The 15,784-nt window shown below is 71.3% G+C and carries 17 protein-coding genes and 1 pseudogene; 6 read left to right on the top strand and 12 right to left on the bottom strand.

The features are described from left to right. Nucleotides 1-201, top strand: a pseudogene (locus FNH08_RS50875) (hypothetical protein); the annotation flags it as partial. Nucleotides 202-235: 34 nt separating this feature from the next. On the opposite strand, the gene FNH08_RS24680 reads toward FNH08_RS50875, so the two are convergent. From FNH08_RS24680 to FNH08_RS24710, 7 genes are all read right to left on the bottom strand, one after another. Continuing rightward, on the bottom strand, nucleotides 236-763 hold the full coding sequence (locus FNH08_RS24680) for a hypothetical protein (RefSeq protein ID WP_322725291.1): 528 nt from the start codon (nucleotides 761-763) through the stop codon (nucleotides 236-238). Between the two features lie 144 nt (nucleotides 764-907). Next, the gene (locus tag FNH08_RS24685) at nucleotides 908-1,591 is read right to left on the bottom strand and encodes a uracil-DNA glycosylase (protein WP_322725293.1); all 684 of its coding nucleotides are present in this window, start codon (nucleotides 1,589-1,591) and stop codon (nucleotides 908-910) included. A 173-nt stretch (nucleotides 1,592-1,764) separates the two neighbouring features. After that, nucleotides 1,765-3,345, bottom strand: coding sequence for an ABC transporter substrate-binding protein (locus FNH08_RS24690; protein WP_322725295.1), 1,581 nt, complete (start codon nucleotides 3,343-3,345; stop codon nucleotides 1,765-1,767). Nucleotides 3,346-3,546: 201 nt separating this feature from the next. Further along, nucleotides 3,547-4,314 carry an SDR family oxidoreductase gene (locus FNH08_RS24695; protein WP_152773750.1) on the bottom strand — a complete coding sequence of 256 codons (768 nt, stop codon included), beginning with the start codon at nucleotides 4,312-4,314 and terminating at the stop codon, nucleotides 3,547-3,549. A 17-nt stretch (nucleotides 4,315-4,331) separates the two neighbouring features. Further along, a complete protein-coding gene (gene fabG, locus FNH08_RS24700; protein ID WP_152773751.1) occupies nucleotides 4,332-5,093 on the bottom strand; it encodes a 3-oxoacyl-ACP reductase FabG in 762 nt (253 codons plus the stop codon). 149 nt (nucleotides 5,094-5,242) lie between these two features. Beyond that, nucleotides 5,243-5,653: a DUF3037 domain-containing protein gene (locus FNH08_RS24705; RefSeq protein WP_322725296.1), complete on the bottom strand. Its 411-nt coding sequence runs from the start codon at nucleotides 5,651-5,653 to the stop codon at nucleotides 5,243-5,245. Then, nucleotides 5,650-6,405: a HipA family kinase gene (locus FNH08_RS24710; protein WP_152773752.1), complete on the bottom strand. Its 756-nt coding sequence runs from the start codon at nucleotides 6,403-6,405 to the stop codon at nucleotides 5,650-5,652. The genes FNH08_RS24705 and FNH08_RS24710 overlap by 4 nt, the downstream gene beginning before the upstream one ends. Before the next feature lie 191 nt (nucleotides 6,406-6,596). Between FNH08_RS24710 and FNH08_RS24715 the strand changes: the two genes are divergently transcribed. Next, nucleotides 6,597-7,085, top strand: a complete 489-nt coding sequence (locus FNH08_RS24715) for a Rieske (2Fe-2S) protein (RefSeq protein WP_152773753.1) — start codon at nucleotides 6,597-6,599, stop codon at nucleotides 7,083-7,085. Here FNH08_RS24715 and FNH08_RS24720 read toward each other — a convergent pair. Next, nucleotides 7,072-7,713, bottom strand: coding sequence for a cysteine hydrolase (locus tag FNH08_RS24720; protein ID WP_152773754.1), 642 nt, complete (start codon nucleotides 7,711-7,713; stop codon nucleotides 7,072-7,074). The genes FNH08_RS24715 and FNH08_RS24720 overlap by 14 nt on opposite strands. A 119-nt stretch (nucleotides 7,714-7,832) precedes the next feature. Here FNH08_RS24720 and FNH08_RS24725 point away from each other — a divergent pair, with 119 nt between their 5' ends. Continuing rightward, nucleotides 7,833-8,300: a pyridoxamine 5'-phosphate oxidase family protein gene (locus FNH08_RS24725; RefSeq protein WP_152773755.1), complete on the top strand. Its 468-nt coding sequence runs from the start codon at nucleotides 7,833-7,835 to the stop codon at nucleotides 8,298-8,300. Nucleotides 8,301-8,344: 44 nt separating this feature from the next. Here FNH08_RS24725 and FNH08_RS24730 read toward each other — a convergent pair whose 3' ends face one another. After that, nucleotides 8,345-9,262, bottom strand: coding sequence for a LysR family transcriptional regulator (locus FNH08_RS24730; RefSeq protein ID WP_152773756.1), 918 nt, complete (start codon nucleotides 9,260-9,262; stop codon nucleotides 8,345-8,347). Between the two features lie 75 nt (nucleotides 9,263-9,337). On the opposite strand from FNH08_RS24730, the gene FNH08_RS24735 reads away from it, so the two are divergent. Continuing rightward, nucleotides 9,338-10,291 carry a DMT family transporter gene (locus FNH08_RS24735; RefSeq protein ID WP_194238591.1) on the top strand — a complete coding sequence of 318 codons (954 nt, stop codon included), beginning with the start codon at nucleotides 9,338-9,340 and terminating at the stop codon, nucleotides 10,289-10,291. Nucleotides 10,292-10,298: 7 nt separating this feature from the next. On the opposite strand, the gene FNH08_RS24740 is transcribed toward FNH08_RS24735, so the two are convergent. After that, entirely contained in the window at nucleotides 10,299-11,630 is a 1,332-nt protein-coding gene (locus FNH08_RS24740; RefSeq protein WP_322725298.1) for an aminotransferase class I/II-fold pyridoxal phosphate-dependent enzyme, read from the bottom strand. Between the two features lie 35 nt (nucleotides 11,631-11,665). Between FNH08_RS24740 and FNH08_RS24745 the strand changes: the two genes are divergently transcribed. Both FNH08_RS24745 and FNH08_RS24750 read left to right on the top strand, forming a co-directional pair. After that, on the top strand, nucleotides 11,666-12,349 hold the full coding sequence (locus FNH08_RS24745; RefSeq protein ID WP_152773758.1) for a pyridoxamine 5'-phosphate oxidase family protein: 684 nt from the start codon (nucleotides 11,666-11,668) through the stop codon (nucleotides 12,347-12,349). Continuing rightward, nucleotides 12,349-13,071 carry an FMN-binding negative transcriptional regulator gene (locus FNH08_RS24750; RefSeq protein ID WP_152773759.1) on the top strand — a complete coding sequence of 241 codons (723 nt, stop codon included), beginning with the start codon at nucleotides 12,349-12,351 and terminating at the stop codon, nucleotides 13,069-13,071. Before FNH08_RS24745 ends, FNH08_RS24750 begins: the two co-directional genes overlap by 1 nt. A gap of 44 nt (nucleotides 13,072-13,115) precedes the next feature. Here FNH08_RS24750 and FNH08_RS24755 read toward each other — a convergent pair whose 3' ends face one another. Beyond that, nucleotides 13,116-14,093 carry a DMT family transporter gene (locus FNH08_RS24755; protein WP_322725300.1) on the bottom strand — a complete coding sequence of 326 codons (978 nt, stop codon included), beginning with the start codon at nucleotides 14,091-14,093 and terminating at the stop codon, nucleotides 13,116-13,118. A 231-nt stretch (nucleotides 14,094-14,324) separates the two neighbouring features. Further along, nucleotides 14,325-15,356 (bottom strand): EamA family transporter, encoded by a 1,032-nt coding sequence (locus tag FNH08_RS24760; RefSeq protein ID WP_322725301.1) that lies wholly within the window; start codon nucleotides 15,354-15,356, stop codon nucleotides 14,325-14,327. Nucleotides 15,357-15,784 lie beyond the last annotated feature (428 nt).

Below are 15,784 nucleotides of genomic sequence, written 5' to 3' on the forward strand. Positions count from 1 at the left end.
CCCCCGGCCAGGCCCCACCGGCCGCGCCCCGCACCACCAGAACCACCGAAGCCCCGCGTGCCCGAGCCACGGGCCGCGATCCCCCGGGACCTGGCCGAACCGCCCAGGACCAGCGACGTCTGCGCCCTCGGCCGCAAGTACGGAGGGTGGGCGAAGGACAGTCCCCAGACCGCCATCTGCCAGGGCACGTACGGACGGTGACGACGGTCCCGGATCCGCCAGGGCCTGTTGCGTCCTAGGACCGCTGTCCGGGCGGTCCCGGCGGCTCCTCTCCTCCGTCGGCGGAGTCCTCCCCGTTCAGCCGCAGGTTCAGGCGGTTCATCTCCGCGCGGATGCCGTCCCCGTAGCGGTCGTCGCCGAGGGTGTCGACCGCCTTGTACGCCAGGCGGAGGTGGCTGCGGGCGGCCTCCGTGCGGTCGAGGTTCGCGTAGTCGGCGGCGAGGTTCAGGTGCAGCGACGGGTAGAAGGCGCGCACCGCGAGCGAGTGGTGGTGCTCCGTCACCCGACCGTCGGTCAGCTCCTCGGCCGCCGACAACGCCCTGAGGTCCCAGGCGAGTTCGTCGGCGGGATCCTCCTGCGTGTCGGCGAGGTAATGCGCCAGCGTGCAGCGGTGCAGTGCGTCGCCGTCCTCGCCGATCTCCGCCCACAGCTCCAGGAAGCGGTCCCGTGCCTCGTCGCGGTCACCGCCGCGGTGCAGCATGACGACCTGGCCGATCCGGGTCATCACGGCGTCCGGCGTCGCCTCTTCCTGTTGCTCCGCCACCGCGGCCTCCTTGCTCGTCGAACGTCTCTCAGGACGCTAACGGCAGGCACTGACAATCGCGGTCAGGCGGCTCCGTACGGCCACGGGGCCAGGACCCTTCTGATGGATCTCCGCGGCGTCCGCGGCCGTACGGCGGGACCCGGGTCAGCCCAGGTTCGGAATCGTCCAGTCGATCGGCTCGTGCCCCTGCGCCGCCACCGCCTCGTTGATCTGCGTGAACGGGTGGGAGCCGAAGAACTTCTTCGCCGACAGCGGTGAGGGGTGCGCGCCCTTGACCACCACGTGCCGCTCCTGGTCGATCAGCGGCAGCTTCTTCTGCGCGTAGTTGCCCCACAGGACGAAGACGGCCGGGTCAGGGCGGTCCGCCACGGCGCGGATCACCGCGTCGGTGAACTTCTCCCAGCCCTTGCCCTTGTGCGAGTTGGCCTCGCCGGAGCGGACCGTGAGCACCGCGTTCAGCAGCAGCACGCCCTGCTCGGCCCACGGCATCAGATAGCCGTTGTCCGGGATCGGCGTGCCCAGCTCCGCCTGCATCTCCTTGTAGATGTTCCGCAGCGAGGGCGGGGTCTTCACACCCGGACGCACCGAGAAGCACAGGCCGTGGCCCTGGCCCTCGCCGTGGTAGGGGTCCTGACCGAGGACCAGCACCTTCACGCGGTCGTACGGCGTCGCGTCCAGCGCGGCGAAGACCTCCTCGCGGGGAGGATAGACGGGACCCTTCGCGCGCTCCTCCTCAACGAACTCGGTGAGCTCCTTGAAGTAGGGCTGCTGCAGCTCCTCGCCCAGGACGCCGCGCCAGGATTCGGGCAGCATGGCGATGTCGGTCACGTCAACTTCCTCCGGTGTGCGCTCACTTCACGACCGCACAGCGCGTGCGGCCGAGGGCGGCCGCGCCAGGGCACGACCGCCTTCCGAGCACAGAACCTACAGGCGCCCACTGACAACCGCGCCCGAAAGCGGGGCCGCGGCCCGCCGTGGCAGCCAGGTGCCGCGACGCGGAACTACCAGCTGGTCTTCCAGGACAGCGTCCACATCGTCATCATCGTCGCGGGGTCGATCGCCTTCTCGGCGCCCGCGATCTCCTCGTTCGCCGCCACGAACTGCTTGCCCTGCCACAGCGGCAGCAGCCGCGCGTCCTTCATGAAGATCTGCTGCGCTTCCTCGAACTCGTCGGCCACGGCACCGCGGTCGCTCTTCCGGCGCGACTCGGGCAGCAGCTTGCCGGTGATCTCGGGTGCCTCGTACGGAGTGCCGAGGGCGTTCTGCTCGCCCACGAAGGGCGCGACGAAGTTGTCGGCGTCGGCGAAGTCGGGGAACCAGCCGCGCCCGAACACCGGGTACTCGCCGTTCTGGTAGCCCTGCACGTACGTCTTCCAGGGACGGGTCTTGAGGGTGACGGTGAACAGGCGGGATGCCTCGAGCTGACGCTTGAGCTCCTCGAAGGCGGGCTTGGTCTGGGAGCCGTAGCGGTCGCTGGTGTACCAGAGGGTGAGCGGGACGCGCTCGGTGATGCCCGCGTCGGTGAGGATCTTCTTCGCCTTGGCCGTGCTGGGGTCCCCGTAGTTGTCGAAGAAGCTCGTGGTGTGGCCCACCAGACCCCTGGGGATCATGGAGTACAGCGGTTCGACGGTGTCCTTGTAGATCTTGTGGGCGAGTGTCGGGCGGTCGATGACCTGGGCGACCGCCTTGCGGACCTCGGGCCTCTTCGCCCACGGGTCCTTGGGGTTGAACACCAGGTAGCTGATCTCGGTCGTGGGGTTCTCGATGAGCTGGAGACCCTCGTCCTTGCCGTTCTCCTGGATGTCCACGGTGGTCGAGGCGGGCAGACCGCGGTAGATGACGTCGATCTGCTTGGCCTTGAGGGCGTCGACCATCTTGGACGACTGCTGGAAGTAGCGGATGGTGACGCCGTTGTTCTTGCGGTCCGCGATGCCCTTGTAGCTGTCGTTGCGGACTAGCTCGGCCTGCTTGCCGTCGTCGTAGGACGAGAGGCTGTACGGTCCCGAGCCGCTGATCTTGCCGTCCTTGCGGAGCGAGTCCGCGGGGTACTCCTCGGGGTCCACGATCGACATGGCGGGCGTGGACAGCACGAAGGGGAAGGTGGCGTCGGGCTCGTTGAGGTGGAAGATCACCTCGCGGTCGCCCTTCACCTGGATCCGGTCGAGGCTCCCCAGCAGACCCGCGGGGCCGCCGTTGACGTTGATCTTCTTGATGCGGTCGATCGAGTACTTGACGGCCTGGGCGTCCAGGTCGTGCCCGTCGGCGAACTTCAGGCCCTCGCGCAGCTTGCAGCTGTACACCGTGGTCGAGGTGTCCGTGAACGCGCAGCTCTCGGCGGCGTCGGGCTCGGGCTCGGACGCGCCGGGGGGATAGTTCAGCAGGGTCTGGAAGACGTTGCGCATCAGCTCCCAGGAGCTGTCCCAGGCGGCCGCCGGATCCAGGGTGCTCGGGGCACTGGTGGTCCCCACGACGATCTGCCGGTCTTCGTCGGACGAGTCGGAGGAGAGGACACCACATCCGGCGACCATGGTTATGGACGTGACCGCCGCCAGCTGACGCAGGTATCTGTCCCGCTTGAACACGCGCACCATCCTCGATCGGGCATACCACAAGGGTGGCCAGACCATACCGCAGTGTCCGACCGCTTGGACCCCCACCCTGGCAGGCCCTTGATCAGCGCGTATGTCCGAGTCATGAAGAAACGGCGATATTCCCTTGTGCACCCCCACAAGGTGGGCGCCCGCGTGTTCCCAGCCGTGTCGCGCGAGCGCCCACCGCGGTCGTCAGCCGACGCCGGCGTTGAGGAAGATACCGCCGTCCACCACCAGGGTCTGCCCGGTGATCCAGTCGGACTGCTGAGAAGTGAGGAACGCGGCGGTGCCACCGATGTCGGAGGGCACGCCGAGCCGCCCCAGCGGGTAGGACGCGGCGGCCTCGGCCTCGCGGCCCTCGTACAGGGCCTTGGCGAACTGGGTCTTCACCACGGCGGGCGCGATCGCGTTGACCCGCACCTTGGGCGCGTACTCGTGCGCCAGCTGCAGGGTCAGGTTGATCATGGCGGCCTTGCTGATGCCGTACGCGCCGATGAACGGGGAGGCGGAGACTCCCGCGACGGAGGCGATGTTGACGATCGCGCCGCCGTTGTCCTTCTGCCAGGCGTGCCAGGTCCTCTGGGCGAAGCCGAGCGCCGAGACGACGTTGGTCTCGAAGACCTTGCGGGCCACGTTCAGGTCGAGGTCGGCGATCGGCCCGAAGACCGGGTTGGTGCCGGCGTTGTTGACCAGGAAGTCGACGCGGCCGAATGCCTCCATGGTGCGCTCGACGGCGGCGGCCTGGTGGGCCTCGTCGTGGGCCTTGCCGGCGACACCGATGACCCGGTCGGCGCCGAGCTGCTCGACGGCCTCCTTCAGGGCGTCCTCGTTGCGGCCGGTGATGCACACACGGTCACCGCGGGCGATGAGCGCCTCGGCGACGCCGTAGCCGATGCCGCGGCTGGCGCCGGTGACGAGCGCGACCTTGCCGGAGGGTTCGGGGAGTTGTGCGGAAGTCATGATCTCGTCCCCCGGCCTCAGTTGAGCGGTCCGCCGGCAACGTACAGCACCTGGCCGGAGACGAAGCCGGCGGCCTCGCCGGTGAAGAAGGCGATGGCGTTGGCGATGTCGTCCGGGTTGCCGACGCGCTGGACGGGGATCTGGGTGGCGGCCGCGGCCTGGAAGTCCTCGAAGCCCATGCCGACGCGGGCGGCGGTGGCGGCGGTCATGTCGGTGACGATGAAGCCGGGCGCGACGGCGTTGGCGGTGATGCCGAACTTGCCGAGCTCGATGGCGAGGGTCTTGGTGAAGCCCTGCAGACCGGCCTTCGCGGCCGAGTAGTTGACCTGGCCGCGGTTGCCGAGCGCGGAGGACGAGGAGAGGTTCACCACGCGGCCGAACTTGGCCTCCACCATGTGCTTCTGGACGGCCTTGGTCATCAGGAAGGCACCCCGCAGGTGCACGTTCATGACCGTGTCCCAGTCGGTGGAGCTCATCTTGAACAGCAGGTTGTCACGGAGCACACCCGCGTTGTTCACCAGGATCGTCGGGGCCCCGAGCTCCTCGGCGATCCGGGCGACGGCGGCCTCGACCTGCGCCTCGTCGGAGACGTCGCAGCCGACCGCGAGGGCCTTGCCACCCGCGGCGGTGATCTTCTCCACGGTGTCCTTGCAGGCCGCCTCGTCGAGGTCGATCACCGCGACGGCCCGGCCCTCCGCGGCCAGTCGTACGGCGGTCGCGGCGCCGATGCCGCGCGCGGCACCCGTGACCACGGCGACCCGCTGCTCAGTGGTGGACATTGCTGCTTCTCCTCGCCCTTGGGATGCGGCTCTCACAGTACGCCCAACAGGTGAGCGACCGCTTAGTACCTTCAGCACACGTGACGCTAGAAGCCCTGGCACCCGGTGTCAACGCCACACGAGCGAGGTGTGATCCATTCCCTGATCCATTACCTGACCAGGAGGTCGAGCAACCGCTCCGCCTCGGCGCCGGGGTCGGCGGTGAGTCCGGTGTGCACGGGCCCCGGCTGGACCACCGTGGAGCGGGGCGCGATCAGCCAGCGGAAGCGCCGCCCGGCATCGTCGCGCGCGGCCTGGCCCGCCGCCTCGCCCCCGGCGCACACCCCCTCGACGGCGCGCAGGGCGGCTCGAACGCCCGCCACGTCCGACTCCGGGTCCAGCGCCAGCAGCTTGGCCTCGTCGAGATGCGTACGGGCGGCCACGAAGGACCGGGCGCGGCAGTACACAAGCACCCCCGCGTTGATGCACTCGCCGCGCTCGACACGGGGCACCACCCGCAGCAGCGCGTACTCGAAGACGTCCCGCTCCCTCGACCGGGTCCCCAGGGTGCGCTCGCTCACTTGATCCCCTCGATGCGTTCGTGGATGACGGCGGCCCGCGCCAGCAGCGGCTCCGCGTACGCCCGCCGCAGTTCGTCCGCACTGTCGAACCCCGGCTCGCCGGCCAGCCACGCCTCGGGGATCTCGGCGGTGACCTCCGCCAGCAGGTCCTCGGTGACCAGGGGTGCCAGCGCGTGGGCGGCACCCGCGACATCCGGGGCGAAGGGCGCCAGCGCGTGGTCGGAGGCGTCGTAGGGCCGCCCGGCGGAGGCCAGGGCGCCGGGCCAGTTGTGGTGCCAGATCATCGTGGCGCCGTGGTCGATGAGCCACAGGTCGCCGTGCCACATCAGGAGGTTGGGGTTGCGCCAGGAGCGGTCCACGTTGCCCACGAGGGCGTCGAACCAGACGATCCGGCCGGCCTCCTCGGGGCTCACCCGGAAGGCGAGGGGATCGAAGCCGATCGCACGGGGGAGGAAGTCCATGCCCAGGTTGGCGCCGCCGCTCGCCTTGAGCAGTCCCTGCACCTCCTGGTCGGGCTCGCCGAGGCCCAGCACGGGGTCCAGGTCGATCGTCACCAGGCCCGGCACCCGCAGTCCGAGCCGACGGGCGAGCTCACCGCACACGACCTCCGCCACGAGCGTCTTGCGGCCCTGACCCGCGCCCGTGAACTTCATGACGTACGTGCCGAAGTCGTCGGCCTCGACCAGTCCCGGCAGCGACCCGCCCTCCCGTAGCGGCGTGATGTAGCGGGTCGCGGTGACTTCTTTGAGCATCGCCCCAGGTTACGCGGTCGTGCACGACCGCCTCGCCCGCGCGCTCCTGCGGCCGACAGCGAACCGACAGCTCCGCTTTACCCACGTCTGATCGCGAGCGGGTCAAGATTTCGACATCACCTGAACAGGCGATCACCACCGACCGTACCTGTCGGCAGATCTACGCAACCCCCCACGGAAGGAACCTCAGCATGAGCAGCGCACCGCACCAGCCCGCCTCGAAGCCGGCCCGCCGCGCCGTGATCGCAGCGGCCGGCGCGACGGGGCTCGCCGTCGCGCTGACCGCGTGCGGATCGGACGACGACTCCTCGTCGGCCTCCTCCTCCGCCGGCACCGAGGAAAGCAGCAGCGCGAGCAGCGGCGGCACGAGCGGCTCGGACGCGGGCTCGGGCGGCACGGAGGTCGCGAAGACCGCCGACATCCCGGAGGGCGGCGGCAAGGTCTTCGCCGACCAGAAGATGGTGGTCACGCAGCCGACGGCGGGCGAGTTCAAGGCGTTCTCGTCCACGTGCACCCACCAGGGCTGTGCCGTGAAGAGCATCAAGGACGGCGTCATCAACTGCCCCTGTCACAACAGCAACTTCTCGATCACCGACGGCAGTGTGAAGAGCGGCCCGGCGACCAAGCCCCTGCCCGCCATGGAGATCACCGTCGACGGCGAGTCGATCAAGATGGCCTGAGCGGCTTGAAGCAGCCCAGCACCTCGTCCGTGGTCGCGACCGTGGCGACCAACGCGAGGGTGTTGCGGATCATCGCGGGGGTGTACTCGGAGGGCACCCCCGCGATGGCGTCCCTGGGAACGACCACCGTGTAGCCGAGGTTGACGGCGTCGAACACCGCGTTGGGAACCGCCACATTGGCCGAGACACCGGTCACGACCAGCGTGTGGCAGCCGAGGTTGCGCAGCAGCGCGTCGAGGTCGGTTCCGGCGAGCGGCGAGAGCCCGTGCAGCCTCCGTACGACCAGGTCCTCCTCGGCGACCTCGATGGGCGGCGCGACGCGTACGGCCGTGGTGCCCGACAACTGCTGGACGGGCAGCCGTGCGGCCGCGCGGAACAGCCGGGCGTTGCGGTTCGCGCCCCGGCCGTCAGGCCGCCGCTCGGCGATGGCGTGCACGACCTGCGCCCCGCTCTCGTGGGCCCCGGCGACCAGTCGGGCGACGTTCGCCAGCGCCCCCGACGACCGTGCCTCCTCGGCCAGTTCGGGCAGCGCGCTGTCCGGTCCTACGACACCCTGCTGGCACTCGACGGTGAGCAGCACGGTGGTCGCGGGGTCGAGGAGCGCACTGAGTGCTTCGTGCGACGGCATGGCTCCCCTTCGTCCTGTCACCGGCGGTCGGGGCGGGCGAGCGTAACGTCCCTTGCGTGTGGACGGAAGACGATTCATGCTGCTCTTCTGCAACCGCGGCAGAAGACGAGGGGGTCTCCATGGCCGTCACGCAGCGCCGGGGCCGGAAGATCATGATGGCGCCGGCCGAGATGGACGAGTTCCTGACCACGCAGCGCACCTGCCGAGTCGCGACGGTCTCGGCGGACGGCGCCCCGCACGTCAGCCCGCTGTGGTTCGCCTGGGACGGCACCTCGCTGTGGCTGTACTCGATCACGCGCAGCAAGCGGTGGGCCGACCTGCGCCGTGATCCCCGCGTCGCCGTCACGGTAGACGCCGGCGAGGACTACGGCGAGCTGCGGGGCGTCGAGCTGTCGGGAACCGTGGAGTTCGTCGGAGAGGCCCCGCGCACGGGCGAACCGGATCCCGAACTCGTCGATGTGGAGCGGCTGTTCGCCCGCAAGAACTTCGGTCTCGACGAGATGCCGCACGACGGCCGCCACGCGTGGATGCGGCTGACGCCTGAGTCGATCGCTTCGTGGGACTTCCGGAAGCTGGCGTCACTGTGACGAGACGGGCTTCCCTGAGGCCTGTCGCCACGACGTGGCGCGCCTCAGGGCGAAGCGACCGACCCGATGCCCTCCCCCGCCTTCTGCAGCGCCTCCACCGCCGCCCTGATGGACGGACGCCGGTCGGCGTCCGCGCGCCACACCGCGTAGATGTACCGGTGGACGCGATGCCGCACCGGTACGGCCCGCACCCCCGCCGGCATCGGGTCGCGCCCCAGCCTGGGTGCGACACAGACGCCCAACCCGGCGGCGACCAGCGCGAGTTGGGTGTGGTGCTCCTCGGCGCGGTGGGCGATGCAGGGCTCGATGCCCTTGCCCCGCAGCGTGTAGAGCAGCCACTCGTGACAGAACTCGCCCTCGGGCCAGGCGACCCACTCGTCCTCCGCGAAGTCCTCCAGGTCGACCGCGTCACGGGCGGCGAGCGGGTGCCCCTCGGGCATCGCGATCTCCACGGGGTCGTCGAGGACCACCGCCGTGGCGAGCCCTTCGGGCATCGGCAGGGGCTTGTTGTACCAGTCGAGGACGATGGCCAGGTCGGCGTCACCCCGGATCACCGCGTTGACCCCGAGCTCGGGCTCCAGCTCGCGTGAGCGCACCCGCAGCGACGGGTGGTCGGCCCGCAGCGCGCTCAGCACGGCGGGAACCAGTCCGCGCATGGCCGTGGGGAACGCGGCCAGCCGCAACTCGCCCACCACCTGCCCGCGCTGCGCCTCCAGGTCGGACTGCGCGAGCTCGACCTGGGACAGGATCCGGGCGGCGTGGTCGGCGAGCAGCCGTCCCGCGTCGGTGAGGCGGACCCCCCGCCCGTTCTTGGCCAGGAGTTGCTGGCCCACCTCCCGCTCCAGCTTGGCCATCTGCTGGGAAACGGCCGACGTCGTGACATGCAGCCCTTCGGCAGCTCCGCTGACCGAGCCGTGCCGGGCCAGGGCATCGAGGGTGCGCAGGCGCTCCAGGTTCAACATGTAAGTGATGCTACGGAATTCTGCTCACCAAATCTCGCTTGTGCTACAAGAATGCGAGGGAGCATCGTTTCGTCCATGACCACCGCTCCCACCGCCTCGCGGACCTCTGCCCTGCCCCGAACCACCACCGAACGTCGCCGTGCGACCGTCGACTGGCGCCTCCGCTTCGGGTTCCTCGCCCTCATCTGGGGCTTCAGCTTCCTCCTCATCAAGGTCGGCACCGGGGGCTACGCACCCTTCCAGGTGACCTTCGGACGACTGCTGTTCGGGACGGCGGTGCTGGCGGTGGCCATGGCGGTGAAGCGGGAACGGCTGCCGAGAGGCGCCCGTACCTGGGGTCACCTCACGGTCGCCGCCTTACTGCTGAACGCGCTGCCGTTCTCCCTCTTCGCCTACGCGGAGCTGACGATCCCGTCCACGCTCGCGGGCATCTGCAACGCGACCTCGCCCCTGTGGGGCATGGCCCTGTCGCTGGTGGCGCTGTCCGAGGACCGGCCGACGCGGGTGCGGGTCGCCGGACTCGGACTCGGCTTCCTCGGTGTGCTCACGGTGCTCGGCGCCTGGCAGGGTTTCCAGGGTCTGGACGCCTCGGGCACGGCGATGGCACTGCTGGCCTCGCTGAGCTATCCGATCGGCTGGATCTACGTCCGCCGTACGCTGGCGGGCTCGGGCCACTCGAACCTCTCCCTGACGGGCGCCCAGTTGCTGCTGGCCACCGCGCAACTCGCCGTCATCACCCCGCTGTTCACGTCGCTGCCCGGCAGCTTCCCGATGATCCCCCTGCTCGCGGTGGTCGCGCTCGGCGCGCTCGGCACCGGTGTCGCGATGCTCGTGCAGTACGGCCTCGTCGCCGAGGTCGGCCCGACCACCGCCCAGATGGTCACGTACTTCATCCCGGTGATCGCCACGGCCGCGGGCGTCGCGATCCTCGGCGAGTCGCTCACCTGGTCGACGCCCGTCGGCGCGGCGATCGTGCTGGCGGGAGCGGCTCTTACTCAGGTCAAGCCCCGCATGGGCAAGCGAGGCTGACGGTTCGTCATACGTAGCGTCGAGCGGGCGCCGGGCCGATCGCCGAGGCCACGGCGTCCGCCAGCTGCCGGATCTCGTCCTCCGAGAGGGTGGACACGGTGATCCGGATGCCGGGCGGCGCGCTCATGCGGAAGCGGGCGCCGGGCGCCACGGCCCAGCCGGCGTGCAGCAGCCGGGCGACCGCGCCGGTCTCGTCCGGGACGGGGAGCCACACGTTCATCCCACTGCACCCGTGGGCGACCACCCCGCGCTCCGCGAGCGCGCCGATCAGCGCGTCCCGCCTTCGCCCGTACGCCCCCGCCACGACCCGCGCGTCCACGGCACCGTCGGCCCACAGCCGCACCACGGCCCGCTGCACCAGTCGGCTCACCCATCCGGGCCCGAGCCGCTGCCGCCCCCGCACCCGGTCCACGGTCACGGGATCGCCGGTGAGCACCGCGAGCCGCAGGTCGGGCCCGTATGCCTTGGCGACCGAGCGGACGAAGGCCCAGTGGTGCGTGACGCCCGCGAGCGGGTGGAGGGGTTGGTCGACGATCCGGTAGCCGTGGTCGTCCTCGATCAGCAGGGTCTGGGGGTGGTCCGCGAGCACGGCACGCAGGGCACGCGCGCGCGTGGCGGTCACCGCGGCGCCGGTCGGGTTCTGCGCCCGGTCCGTGATGATCAGGGCACGCGCCCCGGTCTCCAGGGCGCGGCGCACCTCGCCGGGGAGCGGCCCTTCGTCGTCGACATCCACGGGGACCGTACGCAGTCCGAGCGCCGGGGCGAGGTCGAGCACGCTGCCCCATCCCGGATCCTCGACGGCCACCGCGTCGCCCGGCTTGAGGTGCGCGGTCAGGACGCGCTCGATGGCGTCGAGCGCGCCGGAGGTGACGGTGACCGGCCCGTCCGGCACACCGTCGGCGTCCAGGTCGTCGCGCGCGATCCGCACCAACTCCGGTTCGACGGGGGCCCGGCCGTAGAGGACGGGGGCGCGGTCGCCCTGCTCGGCGGCGGCCGCGAACGCCTGCGCGAGTGAGGGCAGCAGTGCCGGATCCGGATTGCCGTCGGCGAGGTCGCGTACGCCCTCCGGTACGTCCACCCGGATGTACTCACGCCCGGTCGTGGCCGGCTTGGACCGCACGCGGCTGCCGCGGCGCCCGGCGGTCTCGATGACCCCACGCTCACGCAGGGTGCGATAGGCAGCCGCGACCGTATTCGGATTCACACCCAGGTCCGCCGCCAACTCCCGCATCGGCGGCAGCAGTTGACACGGCTCCAGCTCTCCGGCACCCACCGCGCGCTCGACGCTCGCCGCGATCTCTGCTGCGCGACGCCCTTCGATCCGATACTCTCCTAGCACAAAGAAGATTTTGCACTAGTGCAATGGAGAGCGCAATGCAGGGGCCCCCGCAGCCGACGTCGTCGGCCACCGCCTACACCCCGACCGACCGCACCGTCCCCACCCGCGCCCCGCAGAGGGCTTCGTACGACAAGGACGTGGTGCACGCGATACTCGACGAGGGGTACGTCTGCCATCTCGGCTTCGTGCGGGACGGCGCCCCGGTCGTCCTGCCGACCCTGTACGCCCGGGTCGGCGAGCGGCTCTACGTCCACGGGTCGACGGGCTCGCGCCCGCTGCGGACGACCGGCCGGGCCGATGCGGGGCTCGCGGTGTGCGTGACCGTCACGCACGTGGACGGGCTGGTCCTGGCCCGGTCCGCCTTCCACCACTCGATCAACTACCGCTCCGCGGTGGTGCACGGCATCGCCCACCAGGTGACCGACCCGGAGGAGAAGCGGCTGGCCCTGGACGCGCTGGTGGACCACGCCGTGCCGGGTCGCTCGCGTGACTCCCGGCCCGCCAACACCAAGGAGTTCGCCGCCACCGCCGTGATCCGCCTCGACCTCGACGAGGTCTCCGCCAAGATCCGCACGGGCGGTGTCAACGACGAGCCCGAGGACCTCGCCCTCCCCCACTGGGCCGGTGTCGTCCCGCTGCGCAAGGGCTACGCCACACCGGTGCCCGACCCCGGCCTGGCACCCGGCACCGAGCTCCCCGACTACCTCGCGGTGCGGTGATGCTGATCCACCCGTGGGACGCGCCCCGCGACGACGCCGAGTGGCAACGGTGGCTGGCCGCCCACGACTTCGGCCAGCTCGCCGTCAACGGCCTGCCCGGCGAACCGCCGTACGTGCAACCGCTGCACTTCGCCTACGACAGCGGGTGCGGGGAGAGCGGGAACGGGAAGGCCCGGAACAAGCAGGCCCGGAGCAGAGCGACCGGGAACGGCGAGACAGGCCACGGCGAGGTCGTCGCCCACCTCGCCCGCCCCAACCCCCTGTGGCCCGCCCTGGAGGCCAACCCCGAGGTGGTGCTCAGCGTGGTGGACGACTACGCCTTCATACCCGGACCCTGGCAGGCCGCGCCGGACGCCTCGCCCGAGCACGGCACCCCGACGAGTTTCTACGCGGCCGTCCAACTCCGCTGCGTCGCCCGCGTCGTGGACGACCCGGCGGAGAAGGCCGACCTGCTCAACCGCCAGGTGGATCACTTCCAGCCGGAGGGCGGCTCGGCGACCGCCGCCGTCGGCGAGGCCCCGTTCGGGCGGTTCCTCTCCGGGATCCGCGGGCTGCGGCTCCAAGTGACGGACGTCCGGGCGAAGTTCAAGTACGCCGCTCACAAGCCGGAGGAGGTGCAGGACCGCATCGTGGCCGGGCTCGCGGCACGCGGCGGTCCGGGGGACGCGGCGGCGCGGGAGCACCAGATACGCCGGCGCGGCGTGTGGGCTGCCGCCAGGTGACGGTGCGGGCCCCGCCTGTTCCGTGCAGGACCCGCACCCACGCATCACACGCGCACAGCCTCCCTCTCCCTCTCCAGTACGATCCCGCCCCGCGCCTCCGCCACCGCGAGCCCGGCGACCGACCCGAGCATCAGCAGCGTGCCCAGGACCGTCGCCGCCGTCAGCTGCTCACCGAGCAGCAAGACGGCGAGCACCGCGGCGCTCACGGGCTCCAGCAGCATGATCACGGACACGGTGGCCGAGCGGACGACGGCCGCTCCGGCGAAGTAGAGCGCATACGCGAGAGCCGTGGGTACGGCGGCGATGTACGCCAACAGGCCGAGGATCAGAGCGGGTTGGGCAGTCGTCGGGGCCAGCCCCTCGGCCAGGCCGAACGGCAGCAGGCACAGACTCGCCACGGCGAACGTCCACGCGGTCGTGCCGGAGGCGTCGACCCCGCCGTCGCGGCCCCACCACCGGGTGAGCAGCGCCATCACGCAGTATCCGGCGGCCGACACGAGCGCGAGCAGCACGCCCCACGGCCGTACGCTCGTCCCGCCACCGCCGAGCACGAGGACGGCGAGTCCGGCGAGCGCCCCCGCGACCGCTGCGACGCCGCCGAGACCGAGGCGTTCGCCCAGGGTCAGCCGGGCGCCCAGCGCGATCAGCACCGGGCCCGCGCCCAGCGTCACGACGGTCGCCACGGCGAGGCCGGTCTCCTCGACGGCGGCGAAGTAGGCGGTCTGGAAGACGGCCAGCCCGATGCCCGTGGCCCCGGCCCGCAGTGCCTTGCGGCCGAGCGGTTCCCGGACGGCGGGTGCCCCCACGGGTGTGGCGGGCCGGACCCGGGGGCGCGGGAGGCGGACGGCGAGCAGCAGGACGAGCCCGGCGGCACAGCGCCAGAAGGACAGGGCGACCGGCCCCAGGTCACTGGCCCGGTAGACCAGGGACGCGGCCGCGCCCGCGGTGCCCCATGCGGCACCGGCGACGATCAGATAGAGAAGGCCTCGCCCTATGGGCAGGCCGGAGGCAGTGTTCGACACGTGTTCTCTCCGCAGAAACAGAAGTTCGGGAAAGGACCACGTCGCCGCCGGGGCGAGGCGTGCTGAGCGCTGACGTGCGCTGGGCACGGCTCACCGACGTACGGAAAGGTCCTCGGACTTCGTCTGCGGGCAGCACCGTTCGGCCCTGCCGACCGGCAGGGCGTGGTTCCCGGAGGCCCGCCTCAGGCGGCCGGGGGAGGAAGAACGAGCGTCGACGGCATGATCGGCATCCTAAGGGGCGCTTCCGGGGGCCGACAACTGCCTCTCGGGGCTGTCCGCCGCACTACCGCCCTCCGCATGGCCCGAGCCGCCCGCGACCGGCCCCTCCGGGGCCCTGACGGGCGTCGAGGACTGTGCGACGAAGGCACCGACCAGGACGACGGCGCCGCCGATGATCTGCGGTGCGGAGAGGTGTTCGCCGAGCAGCACCCAGGCGAGCACGGTCGCGATGACCGCTTCGAGGCAGGCCACGACACCCGCGACCTGCGGGGAGAGCCTGCGGACGGCGACCACTCCGGTGGCGTACGCGAGCACCGTCGCGATCAGCACGACCCAGCCGAGCAACAGCCAGGCCGCGACGGGCGTGCCGTCCATGCGTGCGGTGCCCGCGAGCACGGACCAGTCCATCGTCCAGGGGCGGGTCACGACGGTGAGCACGAGGGCGCCCACGAGCAGGCCGTACGCGATGACGCCGAGGGGGTCCGGTGCCTCCTCGCCCGCGTCGGCGCCCTGGTCGGACAGGACGAAGTAGCCGGCCTGGCAGCAGGCGGCGGCGAGGGCCAGCAGCAGACCGAGTGTGTCGAAGCGCATCCCCGACCACACCTCGACGACACAGGCGAGTCCACCGACCGCGAGCACGACCCCCACGGCCGCGGCACGCGTGACCGGCCGTCGCTGCACGAACCGCACCCAGCCGAGCAGGATCGCCGGACCGAGGTACTCCACGAGCAGCGCGACGCCGACCGGGATCCGCGAGATCGCCGCGAAGTAGCAGGCCTGCACACCGGCCACGGCGAGCAGTCCGAACCCGGCGAGCAGCGCGGGCCTCCGGCGCGGGAGCCCGCGGTGACGAACGGCCAGCGGCAGCATCACGAGCGCGGCGCCCGCCACCCGCAGCCACACCACGTGGAGCGGGTCGAGCCCCGCCTCGATCAGCGGCTTGGCCGCGACACCCGACCCACCGAAGGCGACGGCCGACCCGAGCGCGAGCCCGAGACCCACGCCCCTGCCGCGGTTGCCCTGACTGCCCTGAGAGATCCGCACCGCCACATGATGACAGGCGCTGACATGAGCGTCACCCCCATTGACACCTGTCTCACGGCCTGAACACCCCGCACGGCCCGATGCCGAGTACGCCGCCGTTTGCAGGGTCGCGGGGAACGGCGCGGTTCTTAGGGGCACGGGGAACGGCGCGATCCTTGGGGGCGCGGGGAACGGCGCGGCCTTTAGGGGCGCGGGGAACGGCGCGATCCTTAGGGGCGCGGGGAACGGCGCGATCCTTGGGGGCGCGGGGAACGGCGCGGCCTTTAGGGGCGCGGGGAACGGCGCGGTCCTCAGGGGCGCGGGGAACGGCGCGATCTCTAGGGGCGCGGGGAACTGCGCGACAAGCCATGACGAACCCGCACCCACCCACAACACCAACCCGGCAGACGCTCAACACCGAAGCCACCTCAGCGGAGGCACCTACGCAC

Origin of the sequence: Streptomyces spongiae (assembly GCF_009377185.1) — a bacterium.
In the GTDB taxonomy this organism is placed as follows: Bacteria; Actinomycetota; Actinomycetes; order Streptomycetales; family Streptomycetaceae; genus Streptomyces; species Streptomyces spongiae.

Coding starts and splice junctions, on each gene's coding strand:
- FNH08_RS24745 (WP_152773758.1), top strand. CDS start 11,666: ATGCAGGGGCCCCCGCAGCCGACGTCGTCGGCCACCGCCTACACCCCG.
- FNH08_RS24720 (WP_152773754.1), bottom strand. CDS start 7,713: ATGCCGTCGCACGAAGCACTCAGTGCGCTCCTCGACCCCGCGACCACC.
- FNH08_RS24710 (WP_152773752.1), bottom strand. CDS start 6,405: ATGCTCAAAGAAGTCACCGCGACCCGCTACATCACGCCGCTACGGGAG.
- fabG (WP_152773751.1), bottom strand. CDS start 5,093: ATGTCCACCACTGAGCAGCGGGTCGCCGTGGTCACGGGTGCCGCGCGC.
- FNH08_RS24725 (WP_152773755.1), top strand. CDS start 7,833: ATGGCCGTCACGCAGCGCCGGGGCCGGAAGATCATGATGGCGCCGGCC.
- FNH08_RS24750 (WP_152773759.1), top strand. CDS start 12,349: ATGCTGATCCACCCGTGGGACGCGCCCCGCGACGACGCCGAGTGGCAA.
- FNH08_RS24730 (WP_152773756.1), bottom strand. CDS start 9,262: ATGTTGAACCTGGAGCGCCTGCGCACCCTCGATGCCCTGGCCCGGCAC.
- FNH08_RS24735 (WP_194238591.1), top strand. CDS start 9,338: ATGACCACCGCTCCCACCGCCTCGCGGACCTCTGCCCTGCCCCGAACC.
- FNH08_RS24695 (WP_152773750.1), bottom strand. CDS start 4,314: ATGACTTCCGCACAACTCCCCGAACCCTCCGGCAAGGTCGCGCTCGTC.
- FNH08_RS24715 (WP_152773753.1), top strand. CDS start 6,597: ATGAGCAGCGCACCGCACCAGCCCGCCTCGAAGCCGGCCCGCCGCGCC.